The sequence below is a fragment of the Nonomuraea ceibae genome (assembly GCF_019396325.1).
Lineage (GTDB): Bacteria > Actinomycetota > Actinomycetes > Streptosporangiales > Streptosporangiaceae > Nonomuraea > Nonomuraea ceibae.
Map to the genome: position 1 here is coordinate 22,826 of NZ_JAHKRO010000041.1, position 20,845 is coordinate 43,670.

Here is a 20,845-nt window from a genome sequence, read left to right on the forward strand (position 1 = left end):
CGATGACCAGGAGAACGCCTCCCTTGACGAACCGCCCCTTCCCCCTCCGCCCCGAGCCGCTGCACGTGCCCGACGAGGTGCTCGACGACCTGCGCCGCAGGCTCGCCATGACCAGGTTGCCGCTGGACGCGGGCAACGACGACGGCTTCTACGGCGTGCGCGGCGACCACCTGCGCGAGCTGGTCGCCTACTGGGCGGACGGCTACGACTGGCGGGCGGCCGAGCGGGAGATCAACGCCTACGAGCACTACCGGGTGGACGTCGGCGACGTGCCCGTGCACTTCATGCGCAGGCCCGGCGTCGGCCCCGACCCGGTGCCGCTCATCCTCAGCCACGGCTGGCCCTGGACGTTCTGGCACTGGTCGAAGGTCGTCGACGAGCTCGCCGACCCCGCCTCCCACGGCGGCGACCCGGCGGAGGCGTTCGACGTGATCGTGCCCTCGCTGCCCGGGTTCGGCTTCTCGACCCCGCTGACGCACCGGCCGGACATGAACTTCTGGAAGATTGCCGACGTGTGGCACGAGCTGATGACCGGCGTCCTGGGGCACGACAGGTACGCCGCCGCCGGGTGCGACGTCGGCGCGCTGGTCACCGGGCAGCTCGGCCACAAGTACGCCGCCGAGCTGTACGGCATCCACATCGGCTCGGCCCAGAAGCTCACGATGTTCAACGGCGACCGAGCCTGGGACCTGAGCGGCGGCCTGCCCATCCCGGAGGGCCTGCCCGCCGAGGCGCACGACCGGTTCGTGGCCCTGGACCGGCGGTTCGCGGCGCATCTGGCGGCGCACGTGCTGGCCCCGTCCACGCTCGCGCACGGGCTGACCGACTCCCCGGCCGGCATGCTCGCCTGGATGCTCGAACGCTGGACGAAGTGGTCCGACAACGGCGGCGACGTGGAGAACGTGTTCTCCAAGGACGACCTGCTCACCCATGCGACGATCTTCTGGGCGGGCGACGCGGTCGCCAGCTCGATCCGCACGTACGCCAACAACAACCGCTACCCGTGGACCCCGTCGCACGACCGGTGGCCCGTTGTCGAGGCGCCCACGGGCATCACGTTCGTCAGCTACGAGAACCCGCCGGGCGTGACGACGGCAGAGCAGCGGATCCGGAGCTTCCTCGACGGCGACCGGGCCGCCTGGTACAACCACGCCGGCATCACCTGCCACGAGCGCGGCGGGCACTTCATCCCGTGGGAGCTCCCCCGGGAGTGGGTGGCGGACCTGCGCCGCACCTTCCGGGGCCGCCGCTGAGCGGATCTTTCGCCGGTGACGTCCCTGGGGATGAATGCCGTCATGACCACACAAAGGCTAGGAATCGACGAGGTCCTCACCACCACCAGAAGCGTAAGGAAGCGCCTGGACCTGGACCGGCCGGTGCCGATGGAGCTGGTGCGGGAGTGCCTGGAGATCGCGCTGCAGGCGCCGACCGGCGGGAACCGGCAGGGGTGGGAGTGGGTGGTGGTGACCGACCCCGCCACCAGGGCCAGGATCGGCGACTACTACGGCCGGTCCGTCCGGGCCTACCACGCGTCGGGCTCGTCGGCCGGGAACCTGTTCCAGGACGACCCGGCGCGGGCCGAGGTGCAGCGGCGGGTGTCGTCGAGCTCGGCGTACCTGGGTGAGCACATGGGCGAGGTGCCGGTGCTGGTGCTGCCGTGCATCCGGGTGCCCGACGGGAAGCTGCCGGAGGGCAGCCAGGCCGGGCTGTGGGGCTCGCTGCTGCCGGCCGCGTGGAGCTACATGCTCGCCGCCCGCGCCCGCGGGCTCGGCACCGCGTGGACGACCCTGCACCTGGCGTACGAGCGCGAGGTCGCCGAGCTGCTGGGCCTCCCCGGCGACGTCCGGCAGGGGGCGCTCATCCCCACCGCCTACTACACCGGCGACACCTTCAAGCCCGCCCGCCGCCGGCCTCTGGACGAGGTCCTGCACCTGAACCACTGGAGCGGCTGACCCTCCGGGCCCCGCCCATGCGCCCCCGCGCCCGCGGCCGGGCGGGGCCACCCCCTTGACCGGATGCCCGTTCTCATAAATGATTATTCCTACTTAATAAGTAGGGTACATCGGAAAGGTGGGAACGTGCGGGCGCTCATCCTGCTCGGGCTCGTCGGATTCGCGGCGCAGCTCGTAGACGGCAGCCTCGGCATGGCGTACGGGGTCACCTCGACCACGTTGCTCCTGGCCGTAGGCACCAACGCGGCGGCCGCCTCGGCCACGGTGCATCTGGCCGAGATCGGCACCACACTCGCCTCGGGCCTGTCCCACTGGCGCTTCGGCAACATCGACTGGAAGGTCGTCGCCAGGATCGGCATCCCGGGCGCGCTCGGCGCATTCGCCGGCGCGACGTTCCTGTCCAGCCTCTCGACCGAGGTCGCGGCCCCGGTCATGTCGCTCATCCTGCTGTCCCTGGGCGTCTACATCCTCATCCGCTTCACCGCGTTCGGGCTGCCGCGCGGCAACCTGGGCAAGCCGCTGCGCCGGCGGTTCCTGGCGCCGCTGGGCGTCGTGGCCGGGTTCGTCGACGCCACCGGCGGCGGCGGGTGGGGCCCGGTCGGCACGCCGGCCATCCTGGCCAGCGGGCGGATGGAGCCGCGCAAGGTCATCGGCTCGATCGACGCCAGCGAGTTCCTGGTCGCCATCGCCGCCTCCGTCGGCTTCATCGTCGGCCTCGGCTCGGAGAACATCGACTTCGCCTGGGTCGGGGTCCTGCTGCTCGGCGGCGTGATCGCCGCCCCGATCGCCGCCTGGCTGGTGCGGCACGTGCCGCCCCGCGTCCTCGGCTCGGCGGTGGGCGGCGTCATCGTGCTCACCAACGTGCGCAGCCTGCTGCGCAGCGACTGGATCGACGCGCCGGGCGGCGTCCAGTCCGTCGTCTACATCGCCATCGCCATCGTCTGGGCCGCCGCCGTCGCCTACTCGGTGCGCGCCTACCGCCGCGACAAGGCTCTCGAAGCCGCCGCCCCCGCTCCCCGCGAGGACGAGCAGGAGGCCGCCCCCGCCTGACACCGGCGCCCCCGGGTCTACCCGCCGGGGGCCGGGGCGGTGGAGGCCCGGACGATCAGCTCGGTGGCCAGCTCGACGTGGTGCGACTCGACCGTGCCGCCCGCCGCCAGCCGCAGCGCGGTACGCAGGGCGACGGCGCCCATCTCGCGCAGCGGCTGGCGCACGGTCGTCAGCGGCGGCGAGGCCATCTGGGCGATCTGCGTGTCGTCGAACCCGACGATGCTGAGGTCCTCGGGGATGCGCAGCCCGCGTGCACGGGCCGCCTCCATGAGGCCGAGCGCGGTCTCGTCGCAGCCCGCGAAGACGGCCGTCGGCGGCTGCGCCAGGCCGAGCAGCGCGGCCCCGCCCGTCAGCCCGTCGTCGTAGCGGAAGGCGCCGTACCGGACGTGGCCGGGCGGGACGGGCGCCCCGGCGGCCTCCATCGCGGCCCGGTAACCGTGCAGCCGGGCCTGGTTGCAGGCGGCGGCCGGCGGCCCGCCGAGGTAGGCGACGCGCCGGTGGCCCAGGGTGAGCAGGTGCTGGGTCGCCGCCAGCCCGCCCGCGAAGTTCGTCGACCCGACGCTGGTCACGCGGGCGCGCGGCAGGTTCAGCGGGTCGATCACGACGAGCGGCAGCCGCGCCCTGGCCAGCGCGTCGAGCTCGGCGGCCGAAATCTCGCCGGTGACCGCGACCAGCGCGCGCCGCCCGCCCGCGACCAGGTCGCGGGCCCAGGCGGCGGTGCGGTCGGCGACCTTGGCTATGCTCACGACGACCGACGCGCAGCTCTCCGCCCCGGCCAGCACCGCGCCCTGGATGATCTCGCTGGAGTACGCGTTCAGGTCGGCGTCGAACTGCACCTCGATCACGTACCCGGCCTCGGCCCGGCGCGGCGGCGGCGCGACGTAGTCGTGCCGCCGCAGCAGCTCCTGCACCAGCGACCGGGTCTCCGGCGCGACGTCGCTGCGGCCGTTGAGCACCTTGGACACGGTGGCCACCGACACCCCCGCCGAGGCGGCGACGGTGGCCAGCGTGGCGCGCCTAGGACGCGCCGGCATCGGGCCCGTCCAGCGGGACGACCTCCACGGGCGTGTCGAGCCGGCGGCCGGGCCCGGTCTCGCGCAGCGGCCCGGTCAGCCGGACCCGGCCGCGCAGCGGCAGGTCGGCGGACGAGGTGCCGACGAGCACGTCGAGGTCGCCGGGCTCGACGACGCGGCGCAGGTCGCGGCCGGTGAAGGCGGTGCGGTCGGCGTGCACGCGGAAGCGCACCTCGGCGCTGCCGCCGGGCTCCAGCCGGACCCGGGCGAAGCCGGTGAGCTGCCGCACCGGCCTGGTCACCTGGGCGAGCACGTCACGCAGGTAGAGTTGGACGACCTCCTCGCCGGCCCGCCCGCCGGTGTTGCGCACCGTGGCCGAGACGGTGAACTCGCCGTCGGTCGGCACCTCGGCGTCGCTGACGCGCAGCTCGCCCACCTCGAACGTGGTGTAGGAGGTCCCGTACCCGAAGGGGAACAGCGGCGTCGGGTCGAGGTTGCTGATGCCCGCGCTGTCGACGCCGAGCGGCGGCTGCAGGTAGGTGCCGGGCTGCCCGCCGGGCCTGCGCGGGATCTGCACCGGCAGCCTGCCGACGGGCTGGACCCGGCCGGACAGCACGCCGGCGATCGCCGCGCCGCCCTCCTCGCCGGGCATGAACGCCTGCACCAGCGCCGCCGCGTGGGCGTGCACCTCGCCGAGCGCGTACGGGCGGCCGGAGACGACGACCACGACCACCGGCGTGCCGGTGGCGGCCAGGGCCGTCACCAGGTCCTCCTGCGGGCCGGGCAGCCGCAGGTCCTCCGCGTCGCAGCCCTCGCCCGAGGTGCCGAGCCCGAACATGCCGGCCAGGTCGCCCACGACGGCCACGCACAGGTCGGCCCCGGCGGCGGCCGAGACGGCGGCGGCGAAGCCGGACCGGTCGCCGTCGCGCACGTCGCAGCCCCGCTCGTGGACGATCTCGGCGTCCGGCAGCTCGGCGCGCAGCGCCTCCAGCACGGTCGGCGCCTCGATGCCGAGCCCGAGGCCGGGGTGGCGGGGCAGCACGTGGTTGGGGAAGGCGTAGCAGCCCATGAACGTGCGCGCGTCGTCGGCGCACGGGCCGACGACGGCGACCCGGCGCGCTCCCGGCGCCAGGGGCAGCGCCGTGCCCGCGTCGAGCAGCACGATCGAGCGTTCGGCCAGCTCGCGGGCCAGCGCCCGGTTGGCGGGGGAGTCGAGGTCGGCGGCGGCCCCGGCGACCGACCGCTCCGGCGTCCAGTCCTCGTCGAGCAGCCCCAGCTCGGCCTTCTGGGTGAGCAGGCGGCGGGCCGCCCGGTCGATCACCTCCTCGGGAAGCTCGCCGCTGCGCACCCGGTCGTCCAGGTGCTGCCCGAACCCGAGCGTGTCGGGCAGCTCGACGTCGACGCCCGCGCTCAGCGCCAGCATGCCGGCCTCGGCGGCGTCGGCGGCGACGCCGTGCATGGTGGCCAGGAACGGGATCGACCAGTAGTCCGACACGACGGTCCCGGTGAACCCCCATTCGCGGCGCAGCACCTCGTCGAGCAGCCACGGGTCGACGGCGGCCGGGACGCCGTCCACGTCGGAGTAGGAGTTCATCACCGACCCGGCGCCGCCGTGCGTGACGGCCGTCTCGAACGGCGGCAGGATCACGTCCATCAGCTCGCGCCGGCCCATCGGCACCGGCCCGTGGTTGCGCGCGGCCCGCGAGGCGGAGTAGCCGGCGAAGTGCTTGAGCGTGGCGATGATCCCGGCGCCCTGCAGTCCGCGCACGTACGCGGTGCCGAGGGTCGCGACCAGGTACGGGTCCTCACCCATGGTCTCCTCGACCCGGCCCCACCGGTAGTCGCGGACCACGTCCAGCACCGGCGCGAGGCCCTGGTGGGCGCCCACGGCCCGCATGTCGCGCCCGATGGCCGCGGCCATCCGCTCCACCAGCTCGGGGTCGAACGTCGCCGCCCAGGCGATGGCCGCCGGGTAGACGGTCGCGCCGTAGGTGGTGAAACCCGTCAGGCACTCCTCGTGCACGATCGCCGGGACGCCCAGCCGGGAGCCGTCCACGACGGCCCGCTGGAGCCGCACCACCTCGGCGGCGCCCTGCTCGGGCGTCACCGGCGCGCTGCCGAACACCCGCGTCAGATGGCCGAGCCCGTGGACCGGGCCCGGCGGGGCCGACTTGGTGGCCGCGAACACGTCCTGCATCGGCGCCACGTTGGCCGTGCCCGACTCGCCCCCGTCGGGCTGCATGTCGTTGCCGGGCCACCAGCTGCCGAGCTGCGCCACCTTCTCCTCAAGCGTCATCTCCGCGAGAAGGGCGTCGACCCGGTCGGCCACGGGAAGGGCGGGGTCCCGCCAGGGGCGGGTAACCTGGCCCGGCGTGGGCGTCCGATCAAGTGCTGTCATCTGCTGCTCCTTAAAGCCGCCGAAAGTTTCGAAATATTGTCGACAATGCCGGGCGACCCGCGCGGAGATCTTGCCTGACCCCGTTTGAACAGCTAGGCGCCCGTGTGAGAGTACAACATGGACACGTCTGGATACAGGGGGTTGACAGGCATATGGGCCGATTCTAGATTGCCTCCCGCGCGGTCATTTTCGAAATGTTTCGACAGGGAGAGATCAGCGTGGAGCCCAGGACAACGTCTCGCCGTACCTTCCTCAGCCTCTCCATGGGTCTGCCCCTGGGAGCGGCGCTCGCCGCCTGCGGCACCTCCGGGCCCACCCGGGCCGGCGGCACGCCGACAGGCGGCGGAGGCGGGGGCGGCGGAGCAACCTACTGGTACCTCTCCGGCCAGCCCCAGGAAGGCATCCGGGCCGGCGCGGTGGAGCGCTTCAACAAGGCCAACCCCGGCGGGCAGATCACCGGGACGACCTTCCAGAACGACGCCTACAAGGCCAAGATCAAGACGGCGATCGGCGCGGGCCAGGCGCCCACGCTCATCTGGGGCTGGGGCGGCGGCACGCTGCGCAGCTACGTCCAGGCCGGGCAGGTCGAGGACCTGACGCCGTGGTTCGGCGAGAACGCCGCCGTCAAGGACCGGCTGTTCCCCTCCTCCTTCGGCGCGGCCACCATCGACGGCAAGATCTACGCGATGCCGTGCGAGACCGTCCAGCCGATCGTCCTGTTCTACAACAAGAAGCTGTTCGACAAGATCGGCGCAGAGCCGCCCCAGAGCTGGGGCGACATCATGGCCCTGGTGCCGAAGTTCAACGCGGCCGGCATCGCGCCGTTCTCGCTCGGCGGGCAGTCACGCTGGACGAACATGATGTGGCTGGAGTTCCTCTTCGACCGCATCGCCGGCCCCGAGGTCTTCCAGGCCGTCTTCGACGGGCAGAAGGACGCCTGGTCCAACCCGGCCGCCATCGACGCGCTCACCAAGATGCAGGACCTGATCAAGGCCGACGGCTTCATCAAGGGCTTCTCCTCGATCACCGCCGACTCCAACGCCGACCAGGCCCTCCTCTACACCGGCAAGGCCGCCATGATGCTGCACGGCTCGTGGACGTACGGCATGATGGCCGCCGACGGCGGCGACTTCGTCTCCGGCGGCAACCTCGGCTTCATGAACTTCCCGCCCGTCGAAGGCGGCAAGGGCGACCCCTCCAACACCGTCGGCAACCCCGGCCAGTACCTGTCGATCTCCTCCAAGGCGACCGCCGAGCAGAAGGAGATCGCCAAGAAGTTCTTCGCCACCGGCGTGCTCGACGGCGAGGAGGTGAAGGGCTGGGTCGGCACCGGCGCGGTGCCGATCGTCCAGGGCGCCGACAGCAACTTCGCCGGCTCCAAGGACGCCGACTGGCTCAACTTCGTCTACGGCGTCGCCAGCAAGGCCGGCACCTTCCAGCAGTCGTGGGACCAGGCCCTCAGCCCGACGGCGGCCGAGACGCTGCTGGACAACATCGCCAAGCTCTTCCAGCTCTCGGTGACGCCGGAGGAGTTCGCCACCAACCTGAACGCGGTCATCGGCAAGTGAGCGCACCCCCGCGGCACGGCTCGCTCGCGTGGCTGGCCGTGCCCGCGTTACTGCTTTTCGGCGCCTTCGGCGTGGTCCCGCTCGTGGGCGTGCTCGTGCTCAGCTTCACCTCGTGGGACGGGCTCGGCGACATCCACTTCACCGGCCTGGAGAGCTGGGCCGCGGTGCTCGCCGACCCGGGGCTGCCGCACGCCCTGTGGGTGACGTTCCTGGTCATGGCCGTCTCCTGGCTGGTGCAGACCCCGGCCAGCATCCTGCTCGGCGTGTTCCTGGCCGGTCACCAGCGCTACCGCGCGGTCCTGTCGGTCGTGTACTTCGTGCCGCTGCTGCTCAGCTCGGCCGCCATCGCGATCACGTACAAGGCGCTGCTCGACCCGAACTTCGGGCTCGGCGCCGGGCTCGGGCTGGAGATCCTCGCCCAGGACTGGCTCGGCGAGCCCGCACTCGCCTTCGGCGTCGTCATCTTCGTGGTGTCCTGGCAGTTCATCCCGTTCCACTCGCTGATCTACCAGGGCGGCGCGCGGCAGATCCCGCGCTCGATGTACGAGGCCGCCGAGCTCGACGGGGCCGGCCGGATCCGCAAGTTCTTCAGCATCACCCTGCCGCAGCTCAAGTACACGATCGTGACCTCCTCGACGCTCATGGTCGTCGGGTCGCTGACGTTCTTCGACCTGATCTTCGTGCTGACGGCGGGCGGGCCCGGCGACGCCACCCGGGTGCTCGCCCTCGACATGTACAAGCGCGGTTTCCAGGCCAACCTCATGGGCCCGGCCAGCGTGATCGCCGTCATCCTCGTCCTGGTCGGCCTCGCCCTGGCCCTGCTGCTGCGCCGGCTCGGCGGCGGGACCGGCAGCGACAGCAGGCTGGAGGGAGCCTGACATGGCCACCAGAACCCCCGGGCGCGAGCGTCCCAACTGGGTCGCCGGCGCCGTGAGCCTGGCGTGGCTGGCGATCGTCGTCATCCCCATCTACTGGATCGTCATCACCAGCTTCAAGACGCAGAGCACCTACTACGCGACCAACCCGCTGACGCCGCCGACGGAGCCGAACCTCGACGCCTACCGGCTGGTCATCGAGTCGGACTTCGTCCTGTACTTCGCCAACAGCCTCATCGTCACCGCCGGCGCGGTCATCCCCGCGGTCACGGTCTCGTTCATGGCCGCGTACGCGATCGTGCGCGGCGGCAACGGCAGGTTCCTGCGCTCGGTCAACTGGCTGTTCCTCATGGGGCTGGCCATCCCGCTGCAGGCGACCGTCATCCCGATCTACCTGATCATCATCCGGCTGAGCCTGTACGACTCGCTGCTGGCGCTGATCCTGCCGTCGATCGCGTTCGCGATCCCGTTGTCGGTGCTGATCCTGGCCAACTTCATCCGCGACGTGCCCAAGGAGCTGTTCGAGTCGATGCGGCTCGACGGCGCCAGCGAGTGGGGCACGCTGTGGCGGCTGGCCTTCCCGCTGACGCGGCCGGCCGTGGTCACGGTGACCGTCTACAACGCGCTGACGATCTGGAACGGGTTCCTGCTGCCGCTGATCCTCACCCAGAGCCCGGACAAGCGCGTGCTGCCGCTGGCGCTGTGGAGCTTCCAGGGCCAATACAGCATCAACGTCCCCGCGGTGCTCGCCTCCGTCGTGCTGACCACGCTGCCCATCCTGGTCCTGTACGTGGTCGGCCGCCGCCAGCTCCTCAGCGGGCTGACGGCGGGCTTCGGCAAGTAGGCGCCGCCGCCGGGTAGGTGTCCGGCATGGGGGAGCCGGACATCGCGGTCGTCGGCGCGTGGGCGACGACGGGCGCTGACCGCGCTCACCGGCCGACGGGCAGCTCGTCCAGGACGGCGGCGGCCAGGGCGCGGGCGGGCTCCTCCCAGGCGCGGGCCAGCTCGTGGAAGGCGCGTTCGGCCCGGATGGCGGGCCAGTCGGCCGGCAGGTGCTCGGCCGGCAGGTGCGGGTCCTGGCGGACGAGCCCCAGCCAGTCGGTGTGGAGCAGGAGCTGCCGGGCCAGGTCGTCGGGCAGCCCGAGCCGCGTGCCGCCGTCGTGCCAGCGGTCGAGGAAGGCGCGGTAGCGCTCGGCGATGCGCGGCGTGTCGAAGGCCCGGACCAGGTCGGCCGACTCGGTCGGCTTGAGCGCCCGCGCGGCCAGCACGGTCACGTGCTCGTGCAGCCCCAGCTCCGTCACCGTCCCGGTCACGTCCTTGACGCCGGGAGCGATCCAGAGCCCGCTCTGCAGGAGCCCGAACCCGGCCCACACGAGCCGTGAGCGCAGGTCGTGGCGGGCGCCGCGCAGGCTGTCGGGCAGCGAGAACCCGACCAGGGTCCAGGTGCCGTCCCAGTCGCGGTTGACGGCGCCGGTCTCCCAGACGCGGCGGCGGCCGTCCTCCAGCACGCCGGTGGCCTTGGGCGTGAGCCCGAAATAGGTCTTGCGGCCCTGCCGGTGGCGGGCCAGCAGCCCCCGGTTGACCATGCGCGTCAGCGTGGAGCGTACCGCCTCCTCGGTCACGCCGAGGCGCGCGAACACGTCGATGACGCTGCCGGAGTAGACGGCGACGCGGCGGCCGAGCACGTAGACGCCGAGGAAGCTGAACATCAGCGACTGGGGGCGCGGTGAGGAGGAGTGCGCGGCGCCGTCCCCGTCGTCGGAAGTCACGAGTAGAGGGTAGACGGGTCCCATTTGTTGGGCAAAGCTATGACGCAGATCGGGAGTTTGCCCCGCGTTCAATGGTGTTCCGTCACCCCCCCTGCGAAGGAACCAACGCCATGACCGAATCGCCGGCCTCCGCGCAACCCGTCCAGCTCCGCCGCGCCGTCGCCTCCAGCTACCTGGGCAGCGTCATCGAGTACTACGACTTCCTGCTGTACGCCACCGCCTCCGCCCTGGTGTTCGGCAAGGTCTTCTTCTCCGGGCTGCCCCCGCTCGCGGCCACCGTCGCCAGCCTCGGCACGTTCGCCACCGGCTACCTGGCGCGCCCGCTCGGCGGCGTGATCTTCGGCCACTTCGGCGACCGGCTGGGCCGCAAGCGCATGCTCATCCTCACGATGGTCCTCATGGGCGTGGCGAGCTTCCTCATCGGCCTGCTGCCCACCTACGAGCAGATCGGCAGCCTCGCCCCCATCACGCTCGTCCTGCTCCGCGTCGTCCAGGGCGTCGCGGTCGGCGGCGAGTGGGGCGGCGCGGTGCTGATGTCCGCCGAGCACGCCACCGGGCGGCGCGGCCTGTGGGCGAGCTTCACCAACGCCGGAGCGCCCTCCGGCATGCTGCTGTCCACCGCCGTGCTCAGCGGGAGCGCCGCCGTCCTGGGCGAGCGGGAGTTCCTCAGCTGGGGCTGGCGCGTCCCGTTCCTGATCAGCATCGCGCTGCTGGGCGTCGGCCTGTTCGTCCGCGCCCGCGTCGAGGAGACCCCGGTGTTCACGGCCGCCCGGCGGCAGGACGCCTCCGCGCCGCTGCTGGACGTGCTGCGCCACCACCCGAGGACGCTCCTGCTCGGCGTCGGCGTCGGCCTGTCCGCGTTCGTCCTGCAGGGCACGCTCACCACGTTCTTGCTGGCCTACGGGGTGGAGGCCGGCTTCGCCCGGCAGGAGGTGCTCAACGGGCTGACGCTCTCCTCGGGGCTGGCGATCCTCGGCATCCTCGGCTGGTCGGCGCTGTCGGACCGGGTGGGCCGCCGGCCCGTCGTCCTGGCCGGCGCCGTCCTCGCCGCCGTCTACAGCTTCCTGCTCTTCCCGGTGGCCGACACGGGCAGCGTGGCCCTGCTCACGCTCCTGCTCGTGCTCGGCCAGTCGGTCATCCACCCGATGATGTACGGGCCGCTCGCCGCCCTGTACGCCGAGCTGTTCTCCACCCGCAGCCGCTACACCGGCGCCTCGCTCGGCTACCAGCTCGCCGGGCTCGGCGCGGGACTCGCCCCCGTGGTCTTCGCGCAGATCCGGGCGGCGAACGACGGCGGCGGCACGATGGTCATCTCCGCCGTCATCGCCGCCTTCTGCCTGCTCACGGTCGGGTGCGCGCTGGCGCTGCGCGAGACCAGCCGCACCGACCTGGCGGGCGGGCCGATCAGCGAGGGCGTCAGGTAGCCGTACGCGACGGGCCGGCCCCGTGGAGGGCGCGCAGCGCGGGTTTCACGATCTTCCCCGAGGCCGTGCGCGGGATGCTGTCGGCCCAGACGACCGACCGGGGGATCTTGTACCGGGCGAGCCGCCCATCCAGGTAGTCCAGCAGGTCCCCGGCGTCGGCGCCCGGCTCGCGGACGACGATCGCCAGGCCCGTCTCGCCCCACCTCGGGTCGGGGACGCCGATCACGGCGCAGTCGGCGACGCCCGGATGGGTCGCGATCACCGCCTCGACCTCGGCCGGGTAGACGTTCTCGCCGCCGGAGACGTACATGTCCTTGATCCGGTCGACGATGTAGGCGTAGCCGTCCGCGTCGGCGCGGGCGACGTCGCCGGTGCGCAGCCACCCGTCCGGGGCGGCGGGCGGGCCGCCCCAGTAGCCGGTCATCACGTTCGGGCCCCGGACCAGGACCTCGCCGGGCTCGCCCGGCGCGGCGTCGCGGCCGTCGGGCAGCGCGATCCGCACGTCGGTGAAGAAGTGCGGCACGCCCGCCGAGCCCGCCCTGGCCACCGCCTGGTCCGGCGGCAGATACAGCACGCCGGGGGAGGCCTCGGTCATCCCGTACCCCTGGCTGAAGGCCAGCCCGCGCGCCAGGTACGTCTCGATCGTGCGGAGCGGGACGGGCGCGCCGCCGCAGTTGAGCGTGCGCAGGCTCGACAGGTCCGCCCCGGCCCAGCCGGGGTGCGCGGCCAGCGCGTCGTACATCGTGGGCACCCCGAACAGGTACGTGACCCGCTCGGCCGCGATCGTCTCCAGCACCCGGCCGGGGTCGAACGCGTCCATGAGCACCACCCGGCCGCCCTTGAGCAGCGTCGGCAGGCACGTCATGTTCAGCCCCGCGGTGTGGAACAGCGGCGCGACCACCAGCGTCACCTCGTCGGCGGCCAGGTCGACGTCCACGAGCACGTTGAGGCTGTTCCAGGTGACGTTGGCGTGGGAGAGCACCGCGCCCTTGGGCCGGCCCGTCGTGCCGGACGTGTACATGATCATGCACGGGTCCTCGCCGGAGACGGCCTCGACGGCCGCCTCGGGTTCCGCCTCGGCCAGCAGCTCCTCGTAGTCGCCGAGCGGGATCCGGCACGGCACGTCCAGCTCCGCCGCAGGCGGCGCGTGCACGAGGGCCGCCACGCCGCAGTCGGACAGCACGTAGGCCAGCTCGGGGGCGGCGAGCCGGACGTTGAGCGGCACGAACACCGCCCCCAGCGTCCCGGTGGCGAACAGCGTCTCCAGGAACGCCGGATGGTTCGCCCCCAGGTACGCCACCCGGTCCCCGCGCCCCACGCCCCGCCCGCGCAGCACGCGGGCCAGCCGCAGCACCCGCTCGTGCAGCTCCCGGTACGTGACGCGCCGCCCGCCGTGGACGACGGCCACCCGGTCCGGCGTCCGGCGGGCCCGGCGCTCCGGCCAGGAGCCGACGCCGCCGTCACGCATCGCTCTTGCCCAGGCCGAGCAGCCGGGCCGCGTTGTCCTTGAGGATCAGCGGCCGTACCTCCGGCTTGATGTCCAGCTCGGCGAAGTCGGCCAGCCACCGGTCGGGGGTGATCACCGGATAGTCGGAGCCGAACAGCACCTTGTCCTTCAGCAGCGTGTTGGCGTAACGGACGAGCTGCGGCGGGAAGTACTTCGGCGACCAGCCGGACAGGTCGATGTGCACCGACGGCTTGTGCGTGGCCACCGCCAGCGCCTCGTCCTGCCAGGGGAACGACGGGTGCGCCAGGATGATCGTCAGGTCCGGGAAGTCGGCGGCGACGTCGTCGACGAGCATCGGGTCGGAGTGCTTCAGCCGGATGCCGCCGCCGCCCGGTACGCCCGCGCCGATGCCGGTCTGCCCGGTGTGGAACAGCGCGGGCACGCCCAGCTCCTGCAGCGCCTCGTACAGGGGGTAGGCCATCCGGTCGTTCGGGGCGAAGCCCTGCAGGCTGGGGTGGAACTTGAAGCCGCGCACGCCGTGCCCGGCCACCAGGCGGCGGGCCAGCCGGACGCCCGCCCGGCCCCGCCACGGGTCGACGCTGGCGAACGGGATCAGCACGTCGGGATGCTCGGCGCAGGCGGCGGCGACCTCCTCGGCCGGGATCGGCGGGTGCCCGGTCGCGTGCTCGGCGTCCACGGTGAACACCACGGCGGCCATCTTGCGCTCGCGGTAGTAGGCCGCGATCTCGGGGATGGCGGGCTCGCGGGCGCCGCGCACCTTGAAGTAGGCGGCGGAGGCGGCCGACAGCTCCGGGCTGAGCGACGGGTGCCCGGAGGCGGAGATCTCGGCGTGGGTGTGGACGTCGATGGCGGTAAGTTCGTCCAGGTCGAGCGCCGTCATCGGGACTCCTTCCGCGAATCGGGGCTGCCGGGGCCGGCCCTGCGGCCGACGTTAGACAGATTCGCGTCGCCGGTCAACAATGTGCGCCAGGTTGGATCTGTCCGTGAAACTGGCCACGCTTGACCGGGGGATTACGCCGGGCGGGGTAGCAATACGGCGAGGTCAGAGCCGCGCGGAGGCTGACGGCGATGACCGGGCGGCCGTTCGCCTATCGGGGGGTTGGCGAACGGAACGCCGGACGAGAAGGTGGGGCCGGGCGGCGCTGTCCGCCCGGCCCCCTTGGCGTCCCGGTCAGCCCGCCTCGCCGTGCGCCTCGGCCTTCTGCCGCAGGTAGCGCTGCTCGGGCAGGCTCGTGGTGAGCCGGGCGGCCAGCCGGTAGTTCTCCCGCGCGGCGACGTGCTCGCCGGCCAGGTCCTGCAGATGCGCCCGGACGGCGTGCAGCCGGTGGTGGCGGGCCATCCGGGGATCGTCGTCGAGGCTCTCCAGCAGGTCCAGCCCGGCGCGCGGGCCGCGCGTCATCGCCACCGCGATCGCGTGGTTGAGCGTCACCATCGGGTTCGGCGCGATCCGGCCGAGGATCCCGTACAGGATGCGGATCTGCTCCCAGTCGGTGTCCTCGGCGCGCGGCGCCTGCACGTGCAGCGCCGCGATCGCCGCCTGGAGCTGGTACGGGCCCAGGGGCGAGGCCGACATCGCGGCGGTCACCAGCGCCGTGCCCTCCTCGGCCAGGGCCGCGTCCCACAGACCGCGGTCCTGCTCGGCCAGCGGCACCAGGCCGCCGTCCGGGCCGGTGCGGGCCGGCCGCCGGGCCTCGGTCAGCAGCATCAGCGCCAGCAGCCCGGCCACCTCGCCGTCGTCCGGCAGCGACCGGTGCACCAGCCGCGTGAGCCGGATCGCCTCCGCCGTCAGCTCGCCCCGGTGCAGGTCGGGGCCGGAACTGGCGGTGTAGCCCTCGTTGAAGATCAGGTAGAGCGTGTGCAGCACCGCGTCCAGCCGGTCGGCCCGCTCGCCCGGCGGCGGCAGCTCGAACGACGCGCCCGCCGCCTTGATCCGCTGCTTGGCGCGGCTGATCCGCGGCGCCATCGTCGCCTCCGGCACCAGGAACGCCCGCGCGATCTCGGCCGTGGTGAGGCCGCTGACGGCCCGCAGCGTGAGCGCCACCTGCGACGCTGGCGTCAGCGCCGGATGGCAGCACAGGAACAGCAGCGTGAGCGTGTCGTCCCGGTCACCCGGCCCCTCCTCGCCCGGCGCCGGGGCCAGGTCGGCGTCCGGCGCCTCCCGCACGGCCGCGGCCACCTCCCGGCGCCGGCGCGCCTGCTCGCTGCGTACGTGATCGACCAGGCGGCGGGAGGCGACCGTGATCAGCCAGGCGCGCGGGCTGTCCGGCACCCCCTCGGCGGGCCACTGGGACGCCGCCGCGAGCAGCGCCTCCTGGACCGCGTCCTCGCACTCCTCGAACCCGCCGTAGCGGCGCATGAGCACGCCGAGGACCTGCGGCGCCAGCTCGCGCAGCAGGTCCCCGAGCCGTTCTGTGGCGCTCGCGTCCACGTTCACATCTCCAGTCCGGCCGGGTCCATCAGCGGGCGCACCTCCACGCCGCCCGGCAGCAGCGCGGCCAGCTCCAGCGCGCGCTCCCGGCTCTCACAGTCGACAACGTACTGGCCGGTGACGTGTTCCCCGGCGCCCGCGTACGGGCCCTCGGTCACCGCCGGCACGCCGTCCACCACCCGCACCACGGCGCTGAGGGACGGGTCGGCGAGCGCGTGCCCGCCGACCAGCTCGCCCGCCTGCCGGGCCGCGGTCACGAACGCCTCGTGGCCCGCCGCGTCCGCGTAGAGGCTCAGTAAGAACTTCATCGCGCTCAGCCCGAGAAGACGACCGGCCGCACCTCGATGCCGAGCCCCGGCACGCCGGCGTCGGGGATGAGCGCGGCCAGCTCCAGCGCGCGCTCCCGGCTCTCGCACTCGACGAGGTAGTAGCCGCCGAGGTACTCCTTGGCCTCCAGGTACGGGCCGTCCGTCACGGCGGGGACGCCGTCGCGCACCCGGACGACGGCGCTCTGCGCCGGCTCGGCCAGCGCGGCGGTGCCCAGCAGCTCGCCGGACCGCTTCACGGTGTCCATGAAGGCGCCGTGGCCGTTCATCACCTCGTCGCGTTCCTCCTCGGTCAGCGAGTCCCAGATCAGCGGGTTCACATGCATGATCAGCAGAAATTTCATGACATCTCCTTCGGCGGTCGGGGCGCCCGGTGGCGCCCTCCGACTGATGATCGGAGCCGTCCGCGCCGTCTTGACATACCCCGCGCACACGTTTTCCCCGGCCTCCCGAAGGCGGGTCCCGCCCCGGTCCGCTGAGGTGCGGGCCGGGGCGGGCCGGGGTCAGACGCGCAGGCCGGTCTCGACCGGAAGGCCGGCTTCGACCCAGTCCTGGATCCCCTCACGGTACTTGCGCACGGCCGTGTAGCCGAGCGCGGCCAGCCGCCGGGCGACCGCCTCGCTGTTGGGGCAGGCCGGGTTGGAGCAGTAGGTCACGATCGCCGCGTCCTTGTCGGGCAGCAGCTCGGCGGCCCGTTCGGCCACCTCGCTCTCCACCAGGGGGATCGCGCCCGGCAGGTGCTGCTGGGCGTAGTACTCGCCGCCGAGCGCGTCCACGACGACGACGGTCCCGGCGTCGATGGCGGCCTTGAGCTCGTCACGGGTGATGAGTGCGGTCATTGCGACCTCCAAATAACTGGACTACAGTCCGTTTCTGTGGATGATTCGGAAGTTAGCGGACCGCAGTCCGCTTCGTCAAGCGAGCCGCTGGAGATCCTCCGGAACAGGCCGCCCAAGGAACGGGCCGACGCCGCGCGCAACCGCGAGAAAGTGCTGGCCGCCGCCGCGAAACTGTTCCGCGAGCAGGGTGTGGAGAACGTCTCCATGGACGCCGTGGCCGCCGAGGCCGGAGTGGGCAAGGGCACGGTCTTCCGCCGCTTCGGCGACCGGTCCGGCCTGGCCGTGGCGCTGCTCGACGAACGCGAACGCGAGCTGCAGCAGCGCGTCATCTCCGGCCCGCCGCCGCTCGGCCCCGGCGCGCCCGCCGCCGACCGGCTCGCCGCCTTCGCCGACGCCTACCTCGACTACCTCGCCGGCCACCTCGACCTGGTGCGCATGTCGGAGACCGCGGGCCCCGGCGCCCGCTACCGGATCGGCGCCTACCGGTTCTGGCACCGGCACGTGGCCATCCTGCTCGGCCAGGCGCGCCCCGGCTGCGACGCCGACGCCCTGGCCCATGCCCTGCTGGCCCCGCTCGGCGCCGAAACGGCCACCGCCGTCCGCGCCGAGGTGGGCGACGACCGGGTCCGGCAGGCGGTCCGCGCCGTCGTGCTCGCCGTGGCCTCAGCGCCTGACTGACCCGCCGTCCCCGGCCTTCCGTACGACGGCGCCGTCCACGATGACCTCGGCCACGCGGCGGACGGCCTCCCTGGTGACGGCCTCCGGCGGCCCCGTGACCAGCGTGAACAGCGCGCCCCCGTAGAGCGCGAGCATCGCGGGGATGCGCTCGCGCGGGATCGTCACGCCCACCTTGTCGTGATGCCCGGCGGTGAACCGCAGCGCGGACGCTTGGAGGCGCGCGAGCGCCGCCGCCAGCGCCGGGCGGCGGGCCGCCTCGAGCTGCAACTCGAAGATCGCCAGGTAGCGGGTGCGCAGCGTGGTCGCCGCCGTCAGCAGCGACTCGGCCAGCAACTCGACCATGCCGGCGGCCTGGCCGGTGCCGGTGGCCCGGTCGGTGTCGGCGGCCTGGTCAGTGTCGGTGGCCCGGTCGGTGTCGGCGTGGTGCAGCTCGGCCACCCGTTCGGCGGCGGCCACCAGCAGCGCCTCCCGGCTGCGGAAGTAGTTGGACGCCGTGCCCGGCGGCAGCCCCGCCTCCTTCTCCACCGCCCGATGGGTCAGCCCGTGCGCGCCCGCCGACGCCAGCAGCGCGATGGCGGCGTCGGCGATGGCCCGGCGCCGGGCCGGATTGGTGGGCGGCACACCCCCATGCTACCAATGAACGTACTAGTACGATCGTAGTGAATGAGGAGGGCGCATGAGGATCGCCGTCGTCGGAGCGGGGCTCGGGGGAGTGGCGGCCGCCGTCGGCCTGCACCGCGCGGGCCACGAGGTGACGCTCTTCGAGCGCGCCGCCGAGCTGAGGGAGGCCGGCACCGGGATCGTCGTCATGCCGAACGGCCTCCGCGCCCTGGACAGCCTGGACCTGGCCGCGGACGTGCGCCGGCACGGCCTGCACGCCGCGAGCGGCGGCCTGCGGGACTGGCGCGGCCGGCCGCTGCTGGTCACCGACGCGGTCCAGGGCCAGCGGAAGGTGGGCAGCCTCGCCATCCTCGACCGCGCCGAGCTGCACCGCGCCATCCGCGCCCCGCTGCCCGCCGACCTGGTGCGCACCGGCGTCCCGGTCGACCGCGTGGAGGCGCGGGACACCGGCGTGACCGTCATCGCCGACGGCGCCCCCGTCGCCACGGCCGACGCCGTCGTCGCGGCCGACGGCATCGGCAGCAGGCTGCGCGCCCAGCTCTTCCCCGGGCACCCGGGGGTGCGCCGGACCGGCCGGATGGACCTGCGCGGGATGCTGCCCCGCCCGCCCGGCCTCGACCCGAGCCTGCTCGCCGGCCAGTTCGTCGACCGGCGCAGCGGGGCGATGTTCGGCCTGTTCCCCGTCGGCCCCGACCGGCTGTACTGGTTCACCGACTCCGCCCTCGACGGCCCGCCGCCCGGAGCGGACGAGGCACGGCGGCGGATGCTGTCCCTGATGGCCGACTGGCACCCGCTCGTCACGTCCCTCATCGAGGCCACCCCGCCCGGCGACGTCTACGTCGACCCGATCGCCCGCCTCGCCGAACCGCTCCCCTCCTACGCCGCCGGCCGGATCGCGCTCCTCGGCGACGCCGCCCACGCCATGCCGCCCGACCTCGGCCAGGGCGCCAGCCAGGCGTTCGAGGACGCCGCCGCGCTCACCCGCTGCCTGACCGGCGCCGGACCCGGCGACGTCGCCGCGCGGCTGCTGCGCTACGACGCCGAGCGGCGGCCCCGCGCCGACCGCGTCATGCGCGCCGCCTCCCGGCAGTCGCGCCTGACCAGCCAGACCGGCGCCCCCGCCTGGCTGCGCGACGTCCTGCTGCGCGCCATCCCGTCCTGGCTCGCCACCCGGCAACTGGCCGCCCTCTGGCACGCCTAGAGCCGCCGGGACGAGGGGCATCGACAGGCTCCCACCGGGCAGGGGAACCGGAGATCCGGCTCGGCGCGGAGGTGGCCGACATGCACGTCCTGCTCAGAAGCTGGCTCGCCGGCGCCGCCGGCACCAGCGCGCTCAACACCTGCTCCTACCTGGACATGGCGATCCGCGCCCGTCCGGCCAGCGGGACGCCCCGCCGGGCGATAGCGGACCTGGCCGCACGCGCGCACGTCGACCTCGGCGACGACGAACGGGCCGGCCATCGCAAGGACGCCCTGGGTGCGCTCCTCGGCTACGGCACCGGCGCGATGGCGGCGCTCTGCTACGGCCTGCTCACCTCGGGCAGGCGGCCGGCCTGGCCCGTCGGCGTGCCCATGCTCGCCGGGCTGGCGATGATCGGCTCGACCGGGCCGCTCACCGCGCTCGGGATCACCGACCCGCGCACCTGGTCGGCCGCGGACTGGATCTCGGACGTGGTCCCTCACCTGGCGTACGGGGTGGCGGCCTATCTGGCCTACGCGTCACTCGGCTGACACGGCCACGAGCCGCCACCCCTGCCGCTCCGATCAGGCGCTCTCGCGGGCGTCGTTGCGGAGGCTGAGGAAGATCAGCACGATCCCGATGTACGTGCACAGCCGCACCGCGTCGGGGATGCCGTTCCAGGTGCCGTTCATCCACATGCCGAACCATTCGCCGCCGATGGCCTGGAAGCCGAAGAACCACAGCAGCAGGCCGACCGTGCAGCCGACGACGCCCCAGCGCTTGGCCCGGTGGAAGGCGGCGTCGTCGCGGCCGACGGCCCTGATCTGCTGCCAGGCGGAGATCAGGCAGGTCACCATGATGACCGCCTCGGTGAGGATGACGCCGATGTAGGCGGCGTGGTGCGCCCACGTCCACGGGATGGCGCGGTAGTTGATCTGGCTGACCGCGGCGAGCTCGGGCTTCTGCGCGTCCATGGCCAGCACGTGCCGGACGAACTCGAAGTTCGTGCCGTAGTCGGTGAGGTTGCCGAACACGACGAGCAGCGCGAAGCCGCCGACGGTGAAGGTGAGCAGCGCCTTCGCGATGCGAAGGGCGGCGATGGTGTCGAAGCGGGCCAAGGTTCTTTCCTTTGACATCTCTGATCGAATGAGCACACGGGCCCAGGGGAGGTGTCCTGAAAAGGGGGGAAAGATCCACGGGGCCCGAGCGCCCGGCGTGGAGGAACTCGCCGGGCCGCTCCACTGGCTCCGTCACTG

The 20,845-nt window shown here is 73.2% G+C and carries 21 protein-coding genes; 10 read left to right on the forward strand and 11 right to left on the reverse strand.

The window, feature by feature from the left end; translation table 11 throughout:
- Positions 1 to 23: 23 nt before the first annotated feature.
- The 3 genes from KME80_RS24300 (at position 24) to KME80_RS24310 (ending at position 3,002) form a co-directional block, all read left to right on the forward strand.
- Positions 24 to 1,253 (forward strand): epoxide hydrolase family protein, encoded by a 1,230-nt coding sequence (locus tag KME80_RS24300; RefSeq protein ID WP_246645683.1) that lies wholly within the window; start codon positions 24 to 26, stop codon positions 1,251 to 1,253.
- 42 nt (positions 1,254 to 1,295) lie between these two features.
- Positions 1,296 to 1,952, forward strand: a complete 657-nt coding sequence (locus KME80_RS24305; RefSeq protein ID WP_219508433.1) for a nitroreductase family protein — start codon at positions 1,296 to 1,298, stop codon at positions 1,950 to 1,952.
- Positions 1,953 to 2,078: 126 nt separating this feature from the next.
- Entirely contained in the window at positions 2,079 to 3,002 is a 924-nt protein-coding gene (locus KME80_RS24310; RefSeq protein ID WP_219508434.1) for a sulfite exporter TauE/SafE family protein, read from the forward strand.
- 17 nt (positions 3,003 to 3,019) lie between these two features.
- Here KME80_RS24310 and KME80_RS24315 read toward each other — a convergent pair whose 3' ends face one another.
- Both KME80_RS24315 and KME80_RS24320 read right to left on the reverse strand, forming a co-directional pair.
- On the reverse strand, positions 3,020 to 4,036 hold the full coding sequence (locus KME80_RS24315) for a LacI family DNA-binding transcriptional regulator (RefSeq protein ID WP_219508435.1): 1,017 nt from the start codon (positions 4,034 to 4,036) through the stop codon (positions 3,020 to 3,022).
- The gene (locus tag KME80_RS24320) at positions 4,020 to 6,413 is read right to left on the reverse strand and encodes a beta-xylosidase/alpha-l-arabinosidase (RefSeq protein ID WP_219508436.1); all 2,394 of its coding nucleotides are present in this window, start codon (positions 6,411 to 6,413) and stop codon (positions 4,020 to 4,022) included. Before KME80_RS24320 ends, KME80_RS24315 begins: the two co-directional genes overlap by 17 nt.
- A gap of 263 nt (positions 6,414 to 6,676) precedes the next feature.
- Between KME80_RS24320 and KME80_RS24325 the strand changes: the two genes are divergently transcribed.
- Genes KME80_RS24325 through KME80_RS24335 form a run of 3 tightly spaced genes read left to right on the forward strand, consistent with a single transcriptional unit; the run spans position 6,677 to position 9,700 of the window.
- Positions 6,677 to 7,981 (forward strand): extracellular solute-binding protein, encoded by a 1,305-nt coding sequence (locus tag KME80_RS24325; RefSeq protein ID WP_219508437.1) that lies wholly within the window; start codon positions 6,677 to 6,679, stop codon positions 7,979 to 7,981.
- On the forward strand, positions 7,978 to 8,859 hold the full coding sequence (locus KME80_RS24330; RefSeq protein ID WP_308125910.1) for a carbohydrate ABC transporter permease: 882 nt from the start codon (positions 7,978 to 7,980) through the stop codon (positions 8,857 to 8,859). The genes KME80_RS24325 and KME80_RS24330 overlap by 4 nt, the downstream gene beginning before the upstream one ends.
- 1 nt (position 8,860) lies before the next feature.
- The gene (locus KME80_RS24335) at positions 8,861 to 9,700 is read left to right on the forward strand and encodes a carbohydrate ABC transporter permease (protein WP_219508438.1); all 840 of its coding nucleotides are present in this window, start codon (positions 8,861 to 8,863) and stop codon (positions 9,698 to 9,700) included.
- Between the two features lie 85 nt (positions 9,701 to 9,785).
- Here KME80_RS24335 and KME80_RS24340 read toward each other — a convergent pair whose 3' ends face one another.
- Positions 9,786 to 10,625 (reverse strand): PaaX family transcriptional regulator, encoded by an 840-nt coding sequence (locus tag KME80_RS24340; RefSeq protein WP_308125911.1) that lies wholly within the window; start codon positions 10,623 to 10,625, stop codon positions 9,786 to 9,788.
- 110 nt (positions 10,626 to 10,735) lie between these two features.
- Here KME80_RS24340 and KME80_RS24345 point away from each other — a divergent pair, with 110 nt between their 5' ends.
- Complete coding sequence (locus KME80_RS24345; RefSeq protein ID WP_246645690.1) at positions 10,736 to 12,049, forward strand: MFS transporter; 1,314 nt, start codon at positions 10,736 to 10,738, stop codon at positions 12,047 to 12,049.
- Here KME80_RS24345 and KME80_RS24350 read toward each other — a convergent pair.
- From KME80_RS24350 to KME80_RS24375, 6 genes are all read right to left on the reverse strand, one after another.
- On the reverse strand, positions 12,042 to 13,517 hold the full coding sequence (locus KME80_RS24350; protein WP_219508440.1) for an acyl-CoA synthetase: 1,476 nt from the start codon (positions 13,515 to 13,517) through the stop codon (positions 12,042 to 12,044). The genes KME80_RS24345 and KME80_RS24350 overlap by 8 nt on opposite strands.
- The gene (locus KME80_RS24355) at positions 13,510 to 14,397 is read right to left on the reverse strand and encodes an amidohydrolase family protein (protein WP_219508441.1); all 888 of its coding nucleotides are present in this window, start codon (positions 14,395 to 14,397) and stop codon (positions 13,510 to 13,512) included. Before KME80_RS24355 ends, KME80_RS24350 begins: the two co-directional genes overlap by 8 nt.
- 291 nt (positions 14,398 to 14,688) lie before the next feature.
- Complete coding sequence (locus KME80_RS24360) at positions 14,689 to 15,945, reverse strand: RNA polymerase sigma factor (protein WP_219508442.1); 1,257 nt, start codon at positions 15,943 to 15,945, stop codon at positions 14,689 to 14,691.
- A gap of 2 nt (positions 15,946 to 15,947) precedes the next feature.
- Positions 15,948 to 16,253, reverse strand: coding sequence for a YciI family protein (locus KME80_RS24365; protein WP_219508443.1), 306 nt, complete (start codon positions 16,251 to 16,253; stop codon positions 15,948 to 15,950).
- Positions 16,254 to 16,258: 5 nt separating this feature from the next.
- The gene (locus KME80_RS24370; protein WP_219508444.1) at positions 16,259 to 16,615 is read right to left on the reverse strand and encodes a YciI family protein; all 357 of its coding nucleotides are present in this window, start codon (positions 16,613 to 16,615) and stop codon (positions 16,259 to 16,261) included.
- 159 nt (positions 16,616 to 16,774) lie between these two features.
- Positions 16,775 to 17,110, reverse strand: a complete 336-nt coding sequence (locus KME80_RS24375; RefSeq protein ID WP_219508445.1) for a rhodanese-like domain-containing protein — start codon at positions 17,108 to 17,110, stop codon at positions 16,775 to 16,777.
- A 36-nt stretch (positions 17,111 to 17,146) separates the two neighbouring features.
- Here KME80_RS24375 and KME80_RS24380 point away from each other — a divergent pair, with 36 nt between their 5' ends.
- Positions 17,147 to 17,788 (forward strand): TetR/AcrR family transcriptional regulator, encoded by a 642-nt coding sequence (locus KME80_RS24380; protein WP_308125912.1) that lies wholly within the window; start codon positions 17,147 to 17,149, stop codon positions 17,786 to 17,788.
- On the opposite strand, the gene KME80_RS24385 is transcribed toward KME80_RS24380, so the two are convergent.
- Positions 17,774 to 18,409 carry a TetR/AcrR family transcriptional regulator gene (locus KME80_RS24385; RefSeq protein WP_219508446.1) on the reverse strand — a complete coding sequence of 212 codons (636 nt, stop codon included), beginning with the start codon at positions 18,407 to 18,409 and terminating at the stop codon, positions 17,774 to 17,776. The two genes, KME80_RS24380 and KME80_RS24385, sit on opposite strands and share 15 nt — an antisense overlap.
- 55 nt (positions 18,410 to 18,464) lie before the next feature.
- On the opposite strand from KME80_RS24385, the gene KME80_RS24390 reads away from it, so the two are divergent.
- Together KME80_RS24390 and KME80_RS24395 are read left to right on the forward strand one after the other, a co-directional pair.
- Entirely contained in the window at positions 18,465 to 19,610 is a 1,146-nt protein-coding gene (locus tag KME80_RS24390) for an FAD-dependent monooxygenase (protein WP_219508447.1), read from the forward strand.
- Between the two features lie 80 nt (positions 19,611 to 19,690).
- Positions 19,691 to 20,140, forward strand: a complete 450-nt coding sequence (locus KME80_RS24395; RefSeq protein WP_219508448.1) for a hypothetical protein — start codon at positions 19,691 to 19,693, stop codon at positions 20,138 to 20,140.
- A 33-nt stretch (positions 20,141 to 20,173) separates the two neighbouring features.
- Here KME80_RS24395 and KME80_RS24400 read toward each other — a convergent pair whose 3' ends face one another.
- Complete coding sequence (locus KME80_RS24400; protein WP_246645691.1) at positions 20,174 to 20,707, reverse strand: DUF2165 family protein; 534 nt, start codon at positions 20,705 to 20,707, stop codon at positions 20,174 to 20,176.
- Between the last annotated feature and the right edge of the window lie 138 nt (positions 20,708 to 20,845).